20 protein-coding genes are annotated in these 18,852 nt (G+C 72.7%); 11 read left to right on the top strand and 9 right to left on the bottom strand.

The features are described 5' to 3' along the window. The 5 genes from ACOV8S_RS26470 to ACOV8S_RS26450 all read left to right on the top strand — a co-directional run. On the top strand, nucleotides 1-434 hold a 434-nt coding region (locus ACOV8S_RS26470), incomplete at its 5' end, for an RICIN domain-containing protein (RefSeq protein ID WP_448320799.1). A 371-nt stretch (nucleotides 435-805) separates the two neighbouring features. Then, nucleotides 806-1,675 (top strand): nucleic acid/nucleotide deaminase domain-containing protein, encoded by an 870-nt coding sequence (locus tag ACOV8S_RS26465; protein WP_448320797.1) that lies wholly within the window; start codon nucleotides 806-808, stop codon nucleotides 1,673-1,675. Beyond that, a complete protein-coding gene (locus ACOV8S_RS26460) occupies nucleotides 1,672-3,414 on the top strand; it encodes a hypothetical protein (RefSeq protein ID WP_448320795.1) in 1,743 nt (580 codons plus the stop codon). Before ACOV8S_RS26465 ends, ACOV8S_RS26460 begins: the two co-directional genes overlap by 4 nt. 90 nt (nucleotides 3,415-3,504) lie before the next feature. Beyond that, nucleotides 3,505-5,199, top strand: a complete 1,695-nt coding sequence (locus ACOV8S_RS26455; RefSeq protein ID WP_448320793.1) for a WXG100-like domain-containing protein — start codon at nucleotides 3,505-3,507, stop codon at nucleotides 5,197-5,199. A 56-nt stretch (nucleotides 5,200-5,255) separates the two neighbouring features. Next, complete coding sequence (locus ACOV8S_RS26450; RefSeq protein ID WP_448320791.1) at nucleotides 5,256-5,864, top strand: SUKH-4 family immunity protein; 609 nt, start codon at nucleotides 5,256-5,258, stop codon at nucleotides 5,862-5,864. 96 nt (nucleotides 5,865-5,960) lie between these two features. On the opposite strand, the gene ACOV8S_RS26445 is transcribed toward ACOV8S_RS26450, so the two are convergent. The 3 genes from ACOV8S_RS26445 to ACOV8S_RS26435 are packed head-to-tail and all read right to left on the bottom strand — an operon-like array spanning nucleotide 5,961 to nucleotide 7,244. Next, the gene (locus ACOV8S_RS26445; RefSeq protein WP_448320789.1) at nucleotides 5,961-6,257 is read right to left on the bottom strand and encodes a transcriptional regulator; all 297 of its coding nucleotides are present in this window, start codon (nucleotides 6,255-6,257) and stop codon (nucleotides 5,961-5,963) included. After that, nucleotides 6,257-6,844, bottom strand: a complete 588-nt coding sequence (locus ACOV8S_RS26440; RefSeq protein ID WP_448320787.1) for a hypothetical protein — start codon at nucleotides 6,842-6,844, stop codon at nucleotides 6,257-6,259. The genes ACOV8S_RS26445 and ACOV8S_RS26440 overlap by 1 nt, the downstream gene beginning before the upstream one ends. A gap of 4 nt (nucleotides 6,845-6,848) precedes the next feature. Then, the gene (locus ACOV8S_RS26435) at nucleotides 6,849-7,244 is read right to left on the bottom strand and encodes a winged helix-turn-helix transcriptional regulator (protein ID WP_448320785.1); all 396 of its coding nucleotides are present in this window, start codon (nucleotides 7,242-7,244) and stop codon (nucleotides 6,849-6,851) included. A 76-nt stretch (nucleotides 7,245-7,320) separates the two neighbouring features. Between ACOV8S_RS26435 and ACOV8S_RS26430 the strand changes: the two genes are divergently transcribed. Both ACOV8S_RS26430 and ACOV8S_RS26425 read left to right on the top strand, forming a co-directional pair. Further along, nucleotides 7,321-8,025 carry an SDR family oxidoreductase gene (locus tag ACOV8S_RS26430; protein WP_448320783.1) on the top strand — a complete coding sequence of 235 codons (705 nt, stop codon included), beginning with the start codon at nucleotides 7,321-7,323 and terminating at the stop codon, nucleotides 8,023-8,025. 288 nt (nucleotides 8,026-8,313) lie between these two features. Continuing rightward, nucleotides 8,314-8,517, top strand: a complete 204-nt coding sequence (locus tag ACOV8S_RS26425) for a cold-shock protein (protein ID WP_028799214.1) — start codon at nucleotides 8,314-8,316, stop codon at nucleotides 8,515-8,517. Between the two features lie 173 nt (nucleotides 8,518-8,690). Here the strand turns inward: ACOV8S_RS26425 and ACOV8S_RS26420 are convergent, their stop codons facing one another. Beyond that, nucleotides 8,691-9,065 carry a hypothetical protein gene (locus tag ACOV8S_RS26420; RefSeq protein WP_448320780.1) on the bottom strand — a complete coding sequence of 125 codons (375 nt, stop codon included), beginning with the start codon at nucleotides 9,063-9,065 and terminating at the stop codon, nucleotides 8,691-8,693. A 482-nt stretch (nucleotides 9,066-9,547) separates the two neighbouring features. Between ACOV8S_RS26420 and ACOV8S_RS26415 the strand changes: the two genes are divergently transcribed. Then, a complete protein-coding gene (locus tag ACOV8S_RS26415) occupies nucleotides 9,548-9,907 on the top strand; it encodes a MerR family transcriptional regulator (RefSeq protein WP_448320778.1) in 360 nt (119 codons plus the stop codon). A 66-nt stretch (nucleotides 9,908-9,973) separates the two neighbouring features. On the opposite strand, the gene ACOV8S_RS26410 is transcribed toward ACOV8S_RS26415, so the two are convergent. The 3 genes from ACOV8S_RS26410 to ACOV8S_RS26400 all read right to left on the bottom strand — a co-directional run bounded on the left by ACOV8S_RS26410 (nucleotide 9,974) and on the right by ACOV8S_RS26400 (nucleotide 12,695). Then, the gene (locus tag ACOV8S_RS26410; RefSeq protein ID WP_448320776.1) at nucleotides 9,974-11,092 is read right to left on the bottom strand and encodes an SPFH domain-containing protein; all 1,119 of its coding nucleotides are present in this window, start codon (nucleotides 11,090-11,092) and stop codon (nucleotides 9,974-9,976) included. 27 nt (nucleotides 11,093-11,119) lie between these two features. Beyond that, on the bottom strand, nucleotides 11,120-11,557 hold the full coding sequence (locus tag ACOV8S_RS26405) for an NfeD family protein (RefSeq protein ID WP_448320775.1): 438 nt from the start codon (nucleotides 11,555-11,557) through the stop codon (nucleotides 11,120-11,122). Between the two features lie 163 nt (nucleotides 11,558-11,720). After that, nucleotides 11,721-12,695, bottom strand: a complete 975-nt coding sequence (locus ACOV8S_RS26400; protein WP_448320773.1) for a LysR family transcriptional regulator — start codon at nucleotides 12,693-12,695, stop codon at nucleotides 11,721-11,723. A gap of 125 nt (nucleotides 12,696-12,820) precedes the next feature. Between ACOV8S_RS26400 and ACOV8S_RS26395 the strand changes: the two genes are divergently transcribed. Further along, complete coding sequence (locus tag ACOV8S_RS26395) at nucleotides 12,821-14,293, top strand: MFS transporter (RefSeq protein ID WP_448320771.1); 1,473 nt, start codon at nucleotides 12,821-12,823, stop codon at nucleotides 14,291-14,293. Nucleotides 14,294-14,484: 191 nt separating this feature from the next. Continuing rightward, nucleotides 14,485-15,309, top strand: coding sequence for an MBL fold metallo-hydrolase (locus tag ACOV8S_RS26390; protein ID WP_448320769.1), 825 nt, complete (start codon nucleotides 14,485-14,487; stop codon nucleotides 15,307-15,309). A gap of 82 nt (nucleotides 15,310-15,391) precedes the next feature. On the opposite strand, the gene ACOV8S_RS26385 is transcribed toward ACOV8S_RS26390, so the two are convergent. Then, nucleotides 15,392-16,855 carry an FG-GAP and VCBS repeat-containing protein gene (locus tag ACOV8S_RS26385; RefSeq protein ID WP_448320767.1) on the bottom strand — a complete coding sequence of 488 codons (1,464 nt, stop codon included), beginning with the start codon at nucleotides 16,853-16,855 and terminating at the stop codon, nucleotides 15,392-15,394. 71 nt (nucleotides 16,856-16,926) lie between these two features. Beyond that, nucleotides 16,927-17,886, bottom strand: a complete 960-nt coding sequence (locus ACOV8S_RS26380; protein ID WP_448320895.1) for a helix-turn-helix transcriptional regulator — start codon at nucleotides 17,884-17,886, stop codon at nucleotides 16,927-16,929. Between the two features lie 202 nt (nucleotides 17,887-18,088). Here ACOV8S_RS26380 and ACOV8S_RS26375 point away from each other — a divergent pair, with 202 nt between their 5' ends. Continuing rightward, nucleotides 18,089-18,832 (top strand): alpha/beta fold hydrolase, encoded by a 744-nt coding sequence (locus ACOV8S_RS26375; protein ID WP_448320766.1) that lies wholly within the window; start codon nucleotides 18,089-18,091, stop codon nucleotides 18,830-18,832. The last annotated feature ends 20 nt before the right edge of the window (nucleotides 18,833-18,852 follow it).

The following is an 18,852-nucleotide window of genomic DNA, read 5'->3' as shown; positions in this document are numbered from 1 at the left end:
TGAACGGCGGCTCGACCAACCCCAACCCCACGCCGACCCCCACGTCGCCCTCGGGCGCCGGTCCGATCAAGGGCGTGGCCTCGGGCCGCTGCGTCGACGTGCCCAACGCGAGCACCACGGACGGGACGCAGGTCCAGCTGTGGGACTGCGGCAACGGCACCAACCAGCAGTGGTCGTTCACCTCGGCCGGTGAGCTCAGGGTCTACGGCAACAAGTGCCTCGACGCCGCCGGCACCGGCAACGGCGCCAAGGTCCAGATCTACAGCTGCTGGGGCGGCGACAACCAGAAGTGGCGCCTGAACTCCAACGGCTCCATCACCGGCGTCCAGTCCGGCCTGTGCCTCGACGCCGTCGGCGCCGGAACCGGCAACGGCACCCTGCTCCAGCTCTACTCCTGCTCCGGCGGCAGCAACCAGAGCTGGACCCGTAGCTGAGCGAAGCACGTCCCGCACAGGGTGCCCGACCCGGTGAGACAGGGCCGGGCACCCCGGGACGAGCACCTCGTCCCTCCTGCGGGAGCAGAGACTCCGGCCAGGTGAGGCTGGAGGGCGAGCGGCGTCCCAGGGCAACGCGAAACCGCTGTTTCGGGTCACCCCGGCCGCTCCCCGACAGGTCGCCGAGCGGCGCGCCCTCCGCCCGTACGGGCGGAGAACCACGGTCTGCAGTGCCGGCAGGCCACCCCTCCGCATCCGCCCGGCTTCGGCGGCCCGTCCCGGCCCGGTCGCGGATCGGTCACAGCGCCCCGGGCCCGGGCCGGCCGCGCATAGGCTGAGGCGGGTCAGCCCGCCACCGTGAGAGGTCTGTGATGCCTGAGCTTCCCCCGGACCCCGCCGTCGCCCAGTTCGGCCCGGAAGGACTGCGCCGCATCAGCGTGCCCGCCTCGTACGGGACCGTGCCGCCCCCGGCCCGCGCCCACCTCACGGAGGTCGGCGTGCCGTTGCACGCCGGGCCGTACTTCCTCTCGGCGGACGAGACCGACGGGCCCACGCTCGGGATGTACACGGGGCACCGCGGGGTCGCCCTGGAGGGCGAGTGGGCGGAGTGGGTGCGCATCGGCACCGACCGGCTGGCACACCTGTGCGTGCGGACCGACGGCTCGGTGACGGCTCTCTTCCTCGGCCGCGACGAGTCCTCCCTGTTCGTCAACTCCGACGTGGCGGCCTTCACCCACTGCGCCGCGGCACTGGACCGTGCCCTCCCGGTGATCGCCGCCTCCGACGGACTCCAGGCGGCGGCCGAGGCGTTCGCCGCGCTGGTCCGGGAGATCCGGCAGATCGACGCGGCGGCCGTCACCGGCCGGGAGAACTGGTGGTCGCGGGTGCTCGACGACGTCCGTCACGGCCTCAACTTCCCGTTCTCGTCCGCCTTCGAGTACGTGGGCGCGGACGGCGCGAAGCAGATCGTCACCGCCCAGGCCGGTCCGGGCCGCCTGCACCCGGAGGAGCAGCTGTGGCAGAAGCTCTCCTCCTCCGGGGTGCGGCCGGAGCAGGTCCGTCGCGTCTACTGCGAGCTGGAACCCTGCATGATGCCGGGCCACTACTGCGCCGTCTGGCTCCAGGCCGTCCTCCCGCACGCCGAGTTCACCCACAGCTTCGACTACGGCGACACGGCGGAGTCCCGGGAGGAAGGACTCAAGGAGCTGATCACGCACGCCGCGCGGCAGGACCGGCGGTGACGGCCCGCACGGTCGCGGACGCGCGCTGGCCGCGGCCCGCCGGCGGCCGGGAGCCCGCCGCCGCCGCTCTGCTCTCCTGGCTCGGCGACCCTCGTGCCCCGGGCCTCGCGGTGGTCACCGGCGGTGAGGGCAGCGGCAAGTCACGGCTCCTCGCCTGGCTGATCGGCCACGGCACCCGGCCCGGCACCGTCGGCGAGCGCCGCGTCCACGGCTTCGTGCCGCTGACGGGCATGACCGCGACCACGGCCGCCTGGATGCTCGGCCGGCAGCTGTCGGTCGCCGCGCGGTCGCCGGGCGATCTGCTGGCCGCGCTCGCCGCCGACCGGCGCCGCACCGTCGTCGCGCTGCCCGAGCTGCACCACGCCGACGCTCCCGGCCCGCTCGCCGAACTGGCCTGGGAGCTGGCTGCTCAGGAGCACGTCCGGGTACTCGTCGAAGTCCGCTCCGGCACCCCTTGGGCACAGCGGCTCATCGCGGGGCCCTGCGCGCTGATGGACCTGGACCAGCCCCGGTGGACCGACGAAGCGCGCCGCCGCGCCTGGGAGGCGGACCACCCCGAGGAGGCGGCCGGGCACGGACCCACGGCTCCGGAGCCGGAGGAGTCGTTCGACCTGGACGACGCCGTGTCGGTCTGCGCCGCCGACCCCTGGCGGGTGACCGTGGCGTACGAACGCTCCGAGCGGGACCACGGTGGCCTGCGCGCCGCATGGCTGCGGGCAGGCCCCTCGCTGACCCGCGAACTCCCGCCCGCGGAACGCGCCATGGTCCTCCTGGCCGCCCTCGGCGACGACGCCGATCCGAGGCTGTCCGCCGCGCTCGACACGGCCGCGCGGGACGCCCCGTGGACGGTCGTGGGGCGCCGGGTGCGCGGTGACATCACGCCGCCGTGGCCCGGTCCGGTCCGCTCCCTGACGACCGGCACCGGCCCGCTCGCCGGCCAGGTCGTCGTCGCCGACCACCAGGGCACCGTGCGGATCCTCGACGCCCACAGCGCCCGGACCGTCGGCCGCCTGCCGTACTCCGTGCCGGGCGCGCGGACCACCGCCGACCACGGGGGCGGCACCGTCGGCGTCCTGGACGAGCACGGCGTCCTGCACACCCGGTCCACCGTCGGGTCCGAGCGGCCCAGGGGAATCGCCGCTCTCCTCGACGACGGCCCCTCCGCGCGGGAGCGGCTCCTCGACGCGGTGCGGGAGTACGCGCGGCGTCTGCCGCAGAAGGCCACCGCGCTGACCGGCGCCGGGGACCAGGTGGTCCTCGCCGACGCCGCCGGTACGGTGCACGTGGTGGGCGACGGCGCCGAACCGCGCACCGCCACGCTGCACCGCGGGCGCGTCACCGCGATCGCCGCGGCCTCCCTGCCGTCCCCCACCGGGAGCGGCGCCGTCCTCCTGCTGTACACCGGCGGCGCCGACGGCACGGTACGCGCGTGGGCGCCGCACACGCGGCCCATGCCCCAGCCGGTGGCCGCACGGGACTGCCCGGTGACCGCGGTGGCGGTGACGACGGCCGGCTCCGGGCCCCTCCTCGCCGTCGCCTGGGCCGACGGCCTCGTCGAGTACCGTGCCCCGGACGACGGCGGGCTGCTCACGTTCCGCCCCGGGGGCCAGGTCCATGCCGTCGCCCTCACGGCGGAGGGGGAGCTGCTGGTGGGCACGGACGAGGCGCTCGTCCGGCTGCGCCCGAGGCCAACTCCCGTGACGGCACGACTGGATGGGATTCCTGTCACAGAGTCGTGACGCGTCCGGACATGCCCTTGTGCACCTGACGGTGCGTCCGTTGACTGTTGGTCAGGAGACGACGGTCAACGGGGGACGGAGCGCACGGCCATGGGCATGGTTCTGCCGAGCATCGTCGACGAGGCACTCGACCTCATCGGGATCAACTGGCCCAACGTCGACGAGGACGACTACTTCGAGATGGCGACGTCCATGCGGGACTTCGCCGAGCAGTTCGAGACGCACGGCGGCGACACCCACAAGGCCGTGACCCGCATCCTGGACTCCTCCGAGGGCTGGGCCGTGGAGTCCATGAGCAAGCACTGGTCCCATGTGAAGGCCGGGCACCTGGAGAAGATCCCCCTGGTGGCCCGCCTGTTCGCGGACGCCTGCGACGGCGTCGGCCACATCATCCAGGGCATGAAGGTCAAGGCGGGCATCGAACTCGGCGTCCTCGCCGGCACCGTCGTCGCCGCGCTCGCCGCCACCCCCTTCACCCTGGGCATATCCGCCGGTGTCGCGGCCGGCGAGATCGCGCTGATACGCACCATCGCGAAGCGGCTGATCGACGAGGCGGTCGACCAGATCGTCGACGAACTCATCGCCAAGGTCACCGAGCCCGTCACCGGCAAGCTGCGGGAACTGGTCGCGGACATGGCTCTCGACCTCGCCGAGGGAGCCTTCAACCCCGGCGACCCGCCCGCCGGCATGCACCTGGCCTCGGCAGGGGGTGACGGCCCTTCCGGCAACGGGGGCAAGGCCACGGTCATCAACCACGCCGAGTTCGAGGACGGCGCCGGAAAGGTCTCCCTCCACGGCGTCGACCTGGGCGGCCAGTCCGGGATCCACCTCGGCAGGTCGAAGACGACGTTCCACAAGACCAAGGGCAGGGACACCTTCACCCAGGCCTTCGACGGCATCCTCGAAGAGGCCGTCGAGTCCATGGAGAAGGCAGCGAAGAAGGTGACCGACCACGTCACCGACACCCTTCCGGAGCGGGTGAAGGCCGCCTCCCGTCACCAGAAGCGCAAGGACCTGGACACCCGCGACGAGATCGACAAGGTCGAGATCAAGAAGGCCAGGAAGGACGAGGGCGACGGCGGGACGCCCATGTACCTCCTCAGCGACGACGGTTCGATACGCCAGCTGCACCATGACGGCACCACCAGCCCTGTCCGCTCCAACGACTCCTCCGGAGTGAACGACGTACTGGGGAAGGAGGCCTGGTACCCGTGGAACCACCCGGGGGAGAAGCAGCGCAAGAACAAGAAGAGCAAGGGCGACAAGGTCAGCTCCACGAAGGTGGCGCCCGGTTCCGGCGAGCTCGCCCGCGCCACCCAGCTCGGCCGCTACGCCAACCGCACCGAGCGCCCCGACTCCTACATCGCCGGCGGCAACTACGCCTCGGCCATGTACGACGACGGCAAGGGGAATCGTTTCATCCTGGTGGGGGCCAGCGGTGAGGCGCACTCCGAACGCTCCATCGGGCATCCGCTGATCAAGAACGGACACGAAGGCAACGTCGGCGAGCTCTACACGGAACGTGAGCCCTGTCAGAAGAATCCCAAGTGCGACAAGTACCTGGCGAGGGAGTTCCTCGAGGGTCTCGACGTCACCCACAGCACGAAGTACGACCAGTCCGAGAAGGGACCCGACGGCGAGGAACTCAGCAAGTACCGGAAGGACCGGGAGCACCGCGCCTACATCGAGTGGCTGCACGATCAATGGGACCAGCACGGTGTTTCCGGCGGGCGCACTGATACGGTGATCGATCTTTCGCCCTCGGAGAGGAAGTTCGTCCCGTAGCGGGGCGCCGGGAACCCCACGACGCCTGCCACAGCGCAGAGTTCGGAGTACTGAGAGTGCTGTTCGACGTGACCCGCAGCGAACTCGTCGATGTCTTCGGCGAGGACCGGCTCACGACCCTGCCCGCCACCGCCTTCCCGCCCGCGGCGGCGGGGACCGAGGGCGCCCGCCTCCTGCAGACCGTCGGCGTCCCCACCGGCACGGTCAAGCTGTACAGGCCCGACGAGGACTCCGGCAGGCTGTCCCTCGTCCGGGACGCCGTCGACCCGGAGGACTTCGAGGACGCTCCGGAAGGCGCGGACGAGTGGCCCCTCATCGGCTGGCTGCTCAACGCCCACCTCGCCCTCAACCCCGTGTCCGGCAAGGTGTTCGCCTTCGACTCCAACGAGGAGACCGCGCGGGCACTCCACACGGACGTCTCCTCCCTCGTCCAGGTCGCCGTCCGGCTCCAGCGCCTGCTCGAGGAGTTCACCTTCAGCGGCGACCAGGAGGCCGGCTTCGAACTCCTGGAGCGCGAGGTCGAGCGGATCCGCCGGGAGACGAGCGACGTCGACCCGCTCCCCTTCCAGGACGACGAGACCGCCTGGTCGGTGATCAGCGACGAGATCGCCATGGGGCAGCGCTTCACGGCCGGCAGCCCCGGGGGACGTGCGCTGCACGGGTGACGTCCGGCCAGAGCCCACTCTCCGTCCGGTCGGCGCACCGGGTGACCGCCGCGGCGGGCTGCTCCCGGGAGCGGTCCGAGGTCGGCACGGCCGCGGTCACAGGGGCGGACCGGACGAGCCCACGATCGCCCGTAGTGCCGCGAGGTGCCCCTGGTAGGCCTCCCGCCCCTGCCGGGTCAGCCGGAGCCACACCCGCTGTCGGGTGTCGCGGACGGCCTTGCGCTGCTCGACGTAGCCCGCCTCCATCAGCACGCCGACATGCTTGCTCAACGCGGATGCGCTGAGCCCCAGTCGCTGCTGCACCAGGCCGAACTCCGCCTCCCCCGCGGCGTCCAGGAGGGCACAGACGCGCAACCGGTTGGGCGCGTGAACGGTGGCGTCGAAGCCCTCCATCAGATCGCGCCCTCCGGGGCTTCCCCGCCCGCCCGGTGCAGACGCACGAAGGCGAGGTGACAGCCGACGGACACCGCGACGCCGATCAGCGAGGCAGCGATCAGCCACCCCGGCCGCCCGGTGCCACGGAAGACGACGGGCGCCCCCAGCATCAGCACGGGCAGGCCCACCACGATCGGGACGAGCGCCGACTTCGGCAGCACGTCCAGCCGCAGCGCCACCCCCGTCCGCTCACGCCATGCCTTGCTCGCGACAGCCTGCAGCGCTCCTTGCACCGCGATCACCGCCACCGTGAGGCCCAGCCAGGCCGGACGCGGAAGCAGCCACTCCCTGTCGGCCACGGCGCCTCCGACACAGATCGGGAGCACGCCGATGTAGAGCGTCAGCGCGACGAAGAACCAGGTCGGCCATGGTGTCGCCGACAAGGCGGCGCCGGACGCACGGATCTGTTCCACGGCAGCCAGTGCGGCGCGAGCCTGCTCCGGCGTGGGCCGTCCCCCGTCAGTTTCCATACCGGCAACAGTAGCGCCGACTTTCCTGTACGGAAAGAGAGTGCGGCCTGTGGAGGCCGCACCGGCCGTGCTCATCCCTTCAGGGTGAGTACTGCGGACTGCCGGCCGGCGGCGGGTCGGACTCCGGCCGGCGGGCGCGGGCCGCCTCGATGTCCGGGACGTGCTCTTCGGCCCAGAGCCGTACGGCACGCAAGGGGACGAGCAGGGAGCGGCCCAGCGGCGTCAGGGCGTACTCGACGCGGGGCGGACTCTCGTCGTACTCGTGGCGGCTGATCAGACCGTCGGCCTCGAGGGAGCGCAGGGTCTCGGTGAGGGCCTTCGAGGTGATGCCGCGGATGTGCCTCTTCAGTTCGGTGAAGCGACGAGGTCCGCCGTCGAGGGCGTTGACGACGAACACGGTCCAGCGGGCGCCGATGCGGTGCAGCACCGTGCGGCTCGGGCAGGTCGCCGCCATCACGTCGTACGCGTCACCCATGGCCGCCCCCGGTTTCGTTGTAGATACCGGTATCCAATCTATACCGTGTGCGCTCCTACGAGAGGACGGGTGGCACATGGAACGGATCCTGGTCATCGGCGGTGCACGTGCGCTCGGCGCGGCTGTCGCGAGGCGTGCGGCGAAGGACGGGTACGACGTCGTCGTCGGTGCGCGCGATGCGGCCGCGGCCGACGCGGCGGCGCGCGGGATCGGCGCCACCTCGGTGCGGATCGATCTGCAGGACGAGTCGACGATCGCCGCGGCGGCGGAACGTCTGAAGGACGGAGTCGACCACATCGTGACGACCGGTTCGGCGCCGCACGACGTTCCCCTGCCCGAGTTGGATCGCGACAAGCTGCTCGCCGCGTTCGCGGCGAAGGTGGCCGGCCCGATGCTGGTGGCCAAGCACTTCGCGCCGGTGCTGCGGCCGACCGGGGCGATGGTGATGTTCTCCGGCGTGGTCGGCTGGCGCCCCGGGCCGGGGTCTCTCGTCAAGGGCGTCACCAACGGTGCCGTGGACTACGCCGTGCGCCACCTGGCGGCGGAACTGGCGCCGGTCCGGGTCAACGCCGTCTCGCCCGGTGTCGTGGACTCCGGCGCCTGGGACCGTCTGGGCGACCGGAAGGCCGCCTTGTTGCGCAGGAGCGCGGCCGGCACCTTCGTCGGCCGCCACGGCGAGACCGATGACGTCGTCGACGCGGTGATGTGGCTCCTGGGCGCGGGCTTCGTCTCCGGCGAGACGATCCACGTCGAGGGCGGCGCCCGTCACTCGTACGCCTGACGCCCGACCGCCGGGTGCCGCCGAGCTCGCCGGCAGGACCGGGAAGAGCTCGGCGCGACGCCGGACAATTACTGTCGTGCAGAAGTGAGAATTCCGGGCGACGCGTACGGGAAATATTATTCCGGCGGCGCACGGGCGGAAATGTCACACGCGGAGGGCCGCCCGCAGCGTGCTACTGTCGAATCAGTTGCAGGTGTGGTTGCCAGAAGATTTTCCGACGGCTGATCAACACGGCGACACGGAAATGCGCACCCCGCGCATTCCTGACACCGTCCGAAGGAGAACAACATGGCTACCGGCACCGTGAAGTGGTTCAACGCCGAAAAGGGTTTCGGCTTCATCGAGCAGGACGGCGGCGGCGCCGACGTCTTCGCCCACTACTCCAACATCGCCACCCAGGGCTTCCGTGAGCTGCTGGAGGGCCAGAAGGTGTCGTTCGACATCGCGCAGGGCCAGAAGGGCCCGACGGCCGAGAACATCGTTCCTGCCTGACGCGTCGGCACCGACGTCATCGTCGAACCGGGGTCCGCACCTGAGGGTGCGGGCCCCGGTTCGTTTTGTTCACAGCAATGCGGGTGCGGATTTCCGGCCCGTTGCCGGGTTCTCCGCGCTGTTCGTTCCACGGGCGGCGTGCGCGGGCATTCCGCACGCCCCGTTTTCACGCCTCACTGGTCGGAATAACTGAAATCCCCGACGGTCCAGGCGCTGACGTCCTTGATCGCGACCCGGTACATGCCACCCGTCTCGGGGATGCCGAGGCTGCCCTGGAGGATCCGGGCGAGGTGGAAGTGCAGATGCGTGGGCTCCTCGCCGCGGGCGGACCGGTCCGGCCGCCGGCCGCCGGCGAAGACGTCGGAGAACGGGCCCAGACGGTCCGAGGCCTTCAGCACCTCGGCGACCCGCTCCCGCCACACGGCCTCGGGAGCCAGCCGGCCGGTGATGACGGCGCCACCGACGACCACGGTCAGCGACATCTGATTGCTTCGCTCGTTCTCCACCGCGGCCGAGAGGGCGACGAGCATCTCATCAGGGTTCGACACGGGCACGGATTCTATTCGAGCCGCCCCCTTCCGCGCCGCCCCGGGCCACGAAACGCCTTCGCGAGCGGTGCGGGGCCGCGGCCTCCGCCGGATCGCAGGGGCCGCGCCGCCACCGGAGAAAATCTGCTCCGGCGAGAGTAGACATTCTCTTCCAGCAGGGTTACGCTTCTTCTCGTAGACACGGTCCGCGAAGACCCGGCAGAGACGAACTGGCGGGCAGCTGTACACGGAACGGAGGAACGGACGCCATCAGGACCGCCCGGCCCGGGAGTCACTCGGCCCGGGTGCCGCGAGTCCCAGGAACGGAAGGTGGTTCCCGGTCAAGCAGCTTCGATCCCACCGCGCCCCCTCCTCAGGACCGGGCGGCGGAAACAGAAGGCCGGCGCGGCAGTAGCGCCGACAGATGGTGTTGAATTCCTTCGGGGCCCTGGTGCCGTACGGCATCGGGGCCCCTCGACGCGTTGCACAGCGAGCGAGGTGACATGACAGCGGACAATCCACTTGGCGATCGTCTGGACGACGACGACTACCCCGCCTACACGATGGGCCGGGCAGCCGAGATGCTCCGCACCACCCCGGGCTTCCTCCGGGCCATCGGCGAGGCCCGCCTCATCACTCCTCTCCGCTCGGAGGGAGGACACCGCCGGTACTCCCGCTACCAGCTGCGGATCGCTGCCCGCGCCCGCGAGCTCGTCGACAAGGGGACCCCGATCGAGGCCGCCTGCCGCATCGTGATCCTCGAGGACCAGCTCGAGGAGGCGCAGCGCATCAACGCCGAGTACCGCCGTGCGGCGAACGAGGCGGACAAGGCGGCCGACGGCTCCGGCCCGAGCCCCGGCTGAGGCCCGCCCCGCACATCGCACCGGACGCCCGCCGGCCCCCGGGCGCCGGACACGGGATGCCGGGCCCTACCTGTCGGAAGCCGGACGTCCGCCCCCGTGCGGCGGCATCGCGGCCTCTGCCTCGGCCTTGGCGTCGTGGACCGCGGCGGCGGCCTGTCGCGCGGCCTCGCCGGTGGCCGCAGCGGCGTCGAGGGCGACTCCCGGGGCCGCCGGGGTCGCCGGAGTTCCGCCCGCGTCGCCCACGTCGTCCGTGTCGCCCACGTCGCCGGCGTCACCGGTCCCGCCCGTGGGGGCCGACCGGGGAGCACCCGCCCCCGCGTGGTCGCCGACCGCGCGGCTGACCGTGCGGACCGCCTCGGTCAGCTCACCGGGGATGACCCAGAACGTGTTGTTCTCGCTGCGGGCGATCTGCGGGAGCGTCTCGAAGTACTTGTAGGCCAGCACCTGCGGGTCCGCGTTGTTGCGGTGGATGGACCGGAAGACGAGCTCGACCGACTTGGCCTCGCCGTCCGCCCGCAGGATCATCGCCTGCTGCGTGCCCTGGGCCTCCAGGATGTCCTTCTGCTTGGTGCCCTCCGCCGTGAGGATCTTGGCCTGGCGCTCGCCCTCGGCGTGCAGGATGGCCGCCCGCTTGTCCCGCTCGGCCCGCATCTGCTTCTCCATCGCCTCCTTGATGGTGTGCGGCGGGTCGATGGCCTTGATCTCGACGCGGTTGACGCGGATCCCCCACTTCCCCGTGGCGTCGTCGAGGACGGCGCGCAGCCGGGAGTTGATCTCCTCGCGGGAGGTCAGCGTCTTCTCCAGGTCCATGGAACCGATGACGTTCCGCAGCGTGGTCACGGTCAGCTGGTCGATCGCCTGGAGGTAGTGCGCGACCTCGTACGCCGCCGCCCGCGGGTCGGTGATCTGGAAGTAGAGGACGGTGTCGATGTTCACCACGAGGTTGTCCTCGGTGATCACCGGCTGGGGCGAGGACGAGTAGACCTGCTCGCGGACGTCGAGCTTGGTGTTGACGCGGTCCGCCACCGGGACGACCAGGTTGAGTCCCGGCTGCAGGGTCCGGCGGTACCGGCCGAACCGTTCGATGTTGTACCGGCGCGCCTGCGGAACGATCCGCACCGAGGCGGCGACGAGGAAGACGACGACGAGGGCCGCCACGAGGATGGGGACGACAAAGGGATCCACAACGCCTCCGCTGCTGTGCTCAGCCGGTCAGGGAAGGAGGTCGCGGGGGTGGACGACGGCCGTGGCGCCCTCGATCTCCATGACGTCGACCAGCGCTCCCACCGGGATCACCAGGCTGTCGTCGAGGGCCCGGGCGGACCACTCCTCACCGGAGAGCTTGACCAGGCCGCGGGTGCCGGTGACCTCCCGGACGACCTCGGCCCTTCTGCCGATCAGCGCGTCACTGCCCTCGCGCGAGACGGGCTGCCGTGCCATGTGCCGCAGCGCGATCGGCCGGACGCCGACGAGACCCGCCACCGCCGCGAGCCCGAAGGCCAGCAGCTGGCCCGGCAGGCCGACGCCGATCCCGGCCACCACCGCGGCGACCAGCGCGGCGGCCGCCAGCAGCCCGAGGAACAGGGCGAGGGTGAAGAACTCCGCGGCGCCCAGCGCCACGGCGGCGAGCAGCCATACGTACCACGGCATCGCACTGCCCTCCTTCAGGGGCTGCCTTTCCACGCTACCTCCGCGGCCGCCGCTGCGGCCGCCTCACGGCAGGGCGGCGCCACCCGGCCCGTGCGCCGTCGCCGCAGACTGGCGCGAGACGCCGGAGCGGCACTTCCGCGGGTCACACCCGACCGCGACCGCCTCAGCCGCCCTGTCCGTCCCACAGGCTCTCCACCGCCCGCGACGGACCGCCCACCTCTTGGACCCGGTCCATCGCCACGCGGACGAAGGCCCGCAGCCGGGCCGTCTCACGGCCGGTGGGCCACACGAAGGCGTAGTCGATGCCCGGCGCGTCCGTGAACGGCTTGAAGACCAGGCCGGGCCGGCTGTAGTAGTGCGCGCCGGCCGCGGCCACCGGAGTCACGCCCTTGCCCGCGAGGACCAGGGAGAGCGCGTCCTCCCAGTGCGTCATGGCCTGCCCGTGCGGGATGGGCCGGCCCGAGGGGGTCTGCCGCGGGAAGTGGTGGTCCAGCCAGTGCCTCGGCACGCTCCCGCCGACCGTCAGCAGCGTCGACTCCGCCAGGTCCTCCAGGCTGACCGCCTCACGTCGCGCGAGCGGGTGCGAGGACGACATCAGCAGCACCCTCGGCTGGGACACCAGTACCGGACCCAGCGTCAGGTCGGGTTCGGCCACCGGCGGCTCGGTGATCTGGACCTCGACGTCCCCCGCCCGCAGGGGACCATAGGGATCCGAGATCTGCACCTGCCGGATCTGGACGTCCACCCCTGGATGCCTGCGCCCGAAGGCCTCGGCGATGCTGTGCAGCAGGTGGCCCGTGAACGCTCCGGAGAAGCCGATCCGCAGCGAGCCGGTGATCCCCCGGCCGGCCGCCGTGGCCCTGGCGACGGCCTCCTCGACCGCCCGCCACGCGGGCGCGAGATCGTCCCGCAGCTGCTCCCCGATGGGAGTGAGGGCGACCTGACGGCTGGTGCGGTCGAACAGCCTGGCGCCGATGCGTCGCTCCAGCCGGGCAACGGTCTGGCTGACCCTGCTCTGGGAGACGCCCACACGCTCGGCGGTCCGTCCGAAGTGCAGTTCCTCCGCGAGGGTCAGGAAGATCTCGATCTCCTGGCGTTCCATCACCGCGCCCCCCGCGCCGTCATCCCGCACCGTCATCACCGCGACCTCGGACGATGAGCCCGGCGAATCGATCGTTGCACAGATCGTCCTTGTTGCGCAGGTCCCCCGATTCAAAGCTGGACAGGTCAGCCGGATCGTCAGACCTCAGGAAGGACCGCCTCATGGCCGTCACCGAGTCCTCTCCCCCCACCCGTCCCGCACCGGACGTCGCCGCCCCGCCCGGGGAGGCAGCCGGCGTCGCCGCCTTCGCGGCGCGCGAGTGGCTGGTGCTCATCACCCTGTGCTGCGCCACCTTCATGTGCGGCCTGGACTTCTCCATCGTCACCGTCGCCCTGCCCGACATCGGCACCGCTCTCGGCTTCTCCTCGGCGGGCACCCTGCAGTGGGTGGCCACCGCCAGTCTGCTGCCCTCGGCGAGCCTGCTCCCCCTGTTCGCCCGGGTCGCGGACCTGATCGGCCGGAAGCGGCTGTTCACCCTCGGCGTCGCCGTGTTCACCCTCTTCTCGCTCGGCGCGGCCCTGGCGGACAGCCCGGGCGTGCTCATCGCCACCCGCATCGGCCAGGGCACCGCCGCCGCCATGATCGCTCCGGCCGCCATCGCCCTGATGACCGGCTACTTCCAGGAAGGGCCCAAGCGCGCCCGCGCCCTGGGCCTCAACGGAGCCGTCATGTCCCTGGGCTTCGTGCTCGGCGCGCTCGGCGGTGGCGTCATCACCAGCGGCTTCAGCTGGCGCTGGACCATGGTGGCACTGTGCGTGATGGGCGCCCTGGCTCTGGCCGGAGCGCTGGCGCTGCCGTCGATCCAGGAGTCGGGCACCGTCCGGCGGATGGACGTCCCCGGCGCGATCCTGGCAACGTCCGGTCTCTTCGGCCTGGTCTACGGCATCTCCGTCGGTGGCGACGAGGGCTGGAGCCGCCCCGGCGCCATCGGTCCGATCGTCGGCGGTCTGGTGCTGCTGGCCGCTTTCCTGCTCGTCGAGCGGCGCCACCCGGAGCCGCTGGTGCCGCTGTCGGTGCTGAACCGGCCGTCCGTGAAGTGGTCGGGGCTGTTCGGTGTCATCACCTTCGGCATGTGCGCCGGCACGACAGTGCTGCTGAGCCTGTACATGCAGGACGTGCTGGGCTTCACCGCCCTGCAGGCGGGGCTGAGCTACCTCGGTGAGGGCGCGGCCGCCACACTCGGCGGCATGTACGTCGCCCGGCTCCTCGGCCGGTTCGGCGGCGTACGCGTGCTCGCGGCGGGTCTGCTCATCCAGGGTGTCGGAACGGTCGCGATGTTCACCCTGCCCCAGGACGTGGACCTGGTCGCCCTGCTCGTCACCTCGTCCGTCATGGGCCTCGGCCATGTGTTCAGCGTCGTCTCCTTCATCACGGTGATGACCACCGGGGTGACCGAGGAGGACCAGGGCGTCATCGGCGGCCTGTCGCAACTGCCGCAGTACGTCGCCGCGATCGGCGTCTCGGGCCTCAGCGCGATCGCCGCCGCCCGCACCGGCGCCCTCACCTCGGGCGCCACCCCGTCCCGCGCCGCCGTCCTGGGCGGGCTGCACGCGGGCATGGTCACGGCCGGTGTCGTGGCCCTGGCGGGCGCGGCGCTGGCCGGTGTCCTCCTGCGCGAGCGGACCAGGGCGTAGACGGAGACGGCGCCGTGCCCGGCCCGGGACAGCGCCGACCGGCACCGTCCCCTCGTCGTGCGGCGCGGCCTTCCGCGGCCACCCCGCGGACAGCCGCGCCGCCGCGGCGCAGTCTCCGGGGTCCCGCCGCGGTGGCGCGCCACCGCCTCCCGAGTCCCGCCGTGCTCCATCGCCACGCGAGGAAGCCAGCCATGAACGACAGCCGACTGCGCAGGCCCTCCGCCGTGCGCACCCTGCGCGTGGGCGACCTGAAGGTCACCTACGTGCCCGACGGAGCGATGCTGCTGAAGCCGGCCGGTGCCCCCTCGGCGGTCCTCGACCGCCACCTGGGGGGATATGCCGCGCATCTCAACGACACCCGTCGGCTGGTCGCCAACACCGGCGGCCTGCTCGTCGAACTCGGCGCCCGGGCCCTGCTGATCGACGCCGGTTTCGGCCCGCACGCGGTGCCGGAGGACCCGGCCCACCCGTACCGGGGCGCCGTGCACGGTGGTTCGCTGCCCGGCAACCTGGCCCTGCTCGGCCGGGCGCCGGAGGACATCGAGACCGTGGCGTTCACCCACCTCCACGCCGACCACATCGGCTGGGCCTGTGTCGAGCCGTCCCTGTTCGCACGGGCCGCCTTCGTGATCCCCAAGGGCGAGTGGGACCACCGGGACCCCGCGGCGGCGGTCCTGGAGCCCCGGGCACGACTGGTGCTCGCCGACGACGAGATCTTCCCGGGCGTCCGGGTGTTCACCCTGCCCGGCGCCGACGGCCCCACCGGCTTCGCCATCACCTCGCGCGGCACCCGCCTGCTCGCCTTCGGCGACACCCTGCTCACCTCTCTCCAGGTGCGACACCCCGAGTGGTCCGTGACGGCCGACGCGGACCCCGTCCGTGCCTCACGCCACCGCCGCCACCTGATCGCCGAACTCCTGCGCCCGGCCACCCTGGGCTTCGGCATCCACTTCGCGGACGTGGTCTTCGGCCGGGCACGGCCGCACGGCGAGGGAGCGGCCTGGCATCCGCTGTGAGAGCACGGACGGCTTCGGGCCAGGGCGGGAAGGCCGTGGCGGGCGCGGCTCGCGGGAGCCGCCGGGGCCGGAGGGCGGGACCTCAGTCCCAGTGCCGGGGGTCGAGGCCGAGCGGGCCCGGCTTCACGGACCGGATCGCCTCCGTGTCGAAGCCGGCGTCGCCGCCGGGGATCAGCCACAGGCCCGGCGTGCTCCTGACGTAGTAGCCGACGGCGAGGGCCACCACGTCGGCGTGCCGGTCTCCGTCGATGTCGAGCAGCGGGAAGGTGGCGGCGAAGTTGTCCCGGCCGGACGCGTACCGCTCGCCGGGGACTCCCGGGGTGTCCAGGTCGACGACGGACGCGCGGGCGGGGTCGGGGCCCTCGGGAGTGCCGGGGACCAGGGTGACCCGGCCGCTGCGCCGGTCCTCGCCGGGACTGTTGACGACCAGGTCGGGGTGGCCGTCACCGGTCACGTCGCCGGTGCCGGCCCCGGCGCCGAAGTGGTCGCCGTGCTGGGAGTCCCCGGGGATGCCGGGGGTCTCTTGGTCGAGGGTGACCGTCTTGCGCCCGGTGCCGATGCCGCCCTGCGCGCCGTACACGACCGTCAGCCGTCCGGCGGTCGGGAAGCGGTCGTACTCCACGTGCCGGTCACCGAAGACGAGGAGGTCGGTGTGGCCGTCGCCGTCCACGTCCCCGGCGGCGGGGACGGTCGGGCCGTCGGCGGCCCGATTGTCCAGATCCGTCGGGTACTCCGCCGGCACGGGACCCTCGGGGCCGCCGCGGAAGTAGGTGTCGACGGGCGTGAACTCCGGTACGTCCTGGTCGGGTTCGGGCGTCTGGACGGTGGTGAACAGCAGGTCGTCGTGATCGTCGCCGTCGAAGTCGCCGGCGGTCATGGCGCCCCCGACGGTGTTCCACTCCTGGCGGACCTCGCGCGCCGGGGCGCCGTCGCGGCCGAAGGGGCCGTACGCGATCCGGCCGGGGCGGGGTCGCACCCCTGGATCCTTGGACACGCGGCCGACCCCTCGGTCGATCAGGTCGGCGTGCCCGTCGCCGTCGACGTCGGCGACCGCGGCCAGGTTGAAGTCGTCCTCGGCGGGGACGGGCACCGGGTCCCCCAGGCCGTCGCGCCCGCCGTGCAGGATCACCGCCTCGCGTGCGCTCCCCGGCTCGGGGACGCCGCCCGGGTTCGGGTCCCGCATCGCGGCCAGGTCCGTGTAGCCGTCGCCGTCGAGGTCGGCGCGCAGCAGCGGCCCCTGGAGCCCCGCGAAGACACGGTGCCGAGCGGTGTCGAGGCCGCTCCGGGAGCCGGGGACCACCACCAGCCGGCTGCCCTCGGGCCTGTACCGGAGCTTGGTGTCCTCGGCGACGACGGTGGTGGCGAAGTCGTCGTAGCCGTCCTTGTCGAAGTCGCCGAGGGACCGGGCGCCGTGCCCCTTCCGGTCCCGTGGGGTGGAGGGCCGCTCGTCGCCCCCCGCCTGGCACCCGGTGAGCGAGAGGGCCACGAGGCCGGTCAGGGCGAGGGCCGCGTGCAGGGTCCGGCGGCTTCGGGGCGAGCGGCGCATACGTGCCTCCTGGGAGATGGCCTGGCCGGAGTAACACCCGCCGGGCACGGCCGCCGGTTCCGGCCCGGAGATCACGAGTGGGTAAGGGGGTCCGTCACGGCGGCGGTCATCCGGGCGCCGAGCGCCGCGATCTCGGCCCGCAGCTCCTCCCCGCCCTCGACGCGGAACGCGACCGGCACCCTGGACAGCCATTCCCGCGCGTACATGGCCGGGTTGCGCGTACTGCCGGTCAGGACGCACCCCTCGCCCAGGGGCTCCAGCCGCCCCATCGGCGGGTGCACGAAGGGCGCCACCTCGGCCAGGGGGGCGTCGAACACCACCCGGGTGGGGAACGCCCAGCCGAGGCCGAGGTTCTGCTCCAGCACCGCCACCGGGTCGAGGTCCTTGGGCGGCGTGAAGGCGTGCCGGGTCTGCCGGACCGCGCGGACCCGGTCGACGCGGTAGGTGCGGACGGCGTCCGCGCGGTGGGAGTGGCACAGCAGGTACCAGCGCCCGTGGCGGACGACGAGGGCCCAGGGGTCCACCTCCGCCTCCCACTCGGGCCCCGACTCCCCGCGGTAGGTGAGCGACACCCGGCGCCGGGACACGACGGCGTCGACCAGTTCGCCCGAGACGGCCGGGTCGGGGCGCGCGGAGTACGGGTCCGGGGCGGCCGCGGCGTACTCCCGCAGCTGCGCCGCCTGCCTGCCGACGCCGTCCGGCAGCGCCTTGACCACCTTGCCCAGGGCGACGCCCACCAGGTCGTCCACGTCGGCCGCGGCGGGCTGGGAGCCGAGCACCGCCATCACCAGACCGAGGGCCTCGGCCTGCGTGAAGTGCACGGGAGGCAGCCGGGTGCCGCGGCCGAGGCGGTAGCCGCCGCCCGGCCCGCGGGCGGACTCCACGGGGACGCCGGCCTCGCGGAGGATCTCCACGTACCGGCGCGCGGCGCGTTCCGTGACGTGCAGCCGGTCCGCGAGTTCGGCGGCCGTCGTGCCGGGCCGGGCCCGGAGCATCTCCAGGGCGCGCAGCGCCCGCGCGGTGGGGCTCATTTCGTTCGCCACGGCAGCAGGCTAGTCCGGCGGCTGCCGACCGCCCCCGTCCGGAGCCCACCGGGTTCCGCACCTGTGGCCGCGCCGGTTCCTCCGGCATACCGGCAGGGGAACGTCCGGATCTGCTCCTACGGTGGCGGGGACGGCCTCGGGGACGACTCCCGCGCGGGCCTGTACGACCACCTCAGGGAAGGCACCCACCATGGACATCCTGCTCATCGGCGGACTGTGGCTCGACGGCACGGTCTGGGACCGCGTCGCGGCCGAGCTGGAAGGGCTCGGCCATCGCGCCGTGCCGGTCACCCTCCCCGGCCAGGGGGACGGCAACGTCGCCGCCACGCTGGACGACCAGGTGGAGACGGTGCTCGCCGCGGTGGACGCGGCGTCGGGCCGGCCGATGGTGGTGGGGCACTCCGCCGCCTGCACCCTGGCCTGGCTGGCCGCCGACCGGCGGCCGGAGCGGGTGGCTGAGGTCGCCCTGATCGGCGGCGCCCCGACCGGTGAAGGGCAGCGCTACGCCGACTTCTTCGAGGTCCGCGACGGCGTGGTGCCCTTCCCCGGCTGGGGCCCGTTCGACGGCCCGGACGCCGCCGACCTGGACGATGCGGCCCGCAAGGAGTTCGAGGCGGCCGCGGTGCCGGTGCCCGAGGGCGTCGCCAGGGGCGTGGTGCGGCTGACGGACGAGCGGCGGTTCGCCGTGCCGGTGGTGCTGGTCTGTCCGGAGTTCAGCCCCGCGCAGGCGCGGGAATGGATCGACAGCGGCGAGGTCTCCGAGCTGACCCGGGCCGAGCGGGTCGCCTTCGTCGACATCGACTCGGGTCACTGGCCCATGCTCACCAAGCCGGCCGAACTCGCCCGGCTCCTTGCCGCGGAGGCCGCGGAGCTCGAGAAGGCCGCGGAGCTCGAGAAGGCCGCGGAGCTCGAGAAGGCCGTGGAGGCCGGCTGACGCACGGGGCGGCCCGGGCC

The organism is Streptomyces sp. CO7, assembly GCF_053474865.1.
Note: the sequence above shows the minus strand (reverse complement) of the source record. Positions and strands in the feature narration are given on the sequence as shown.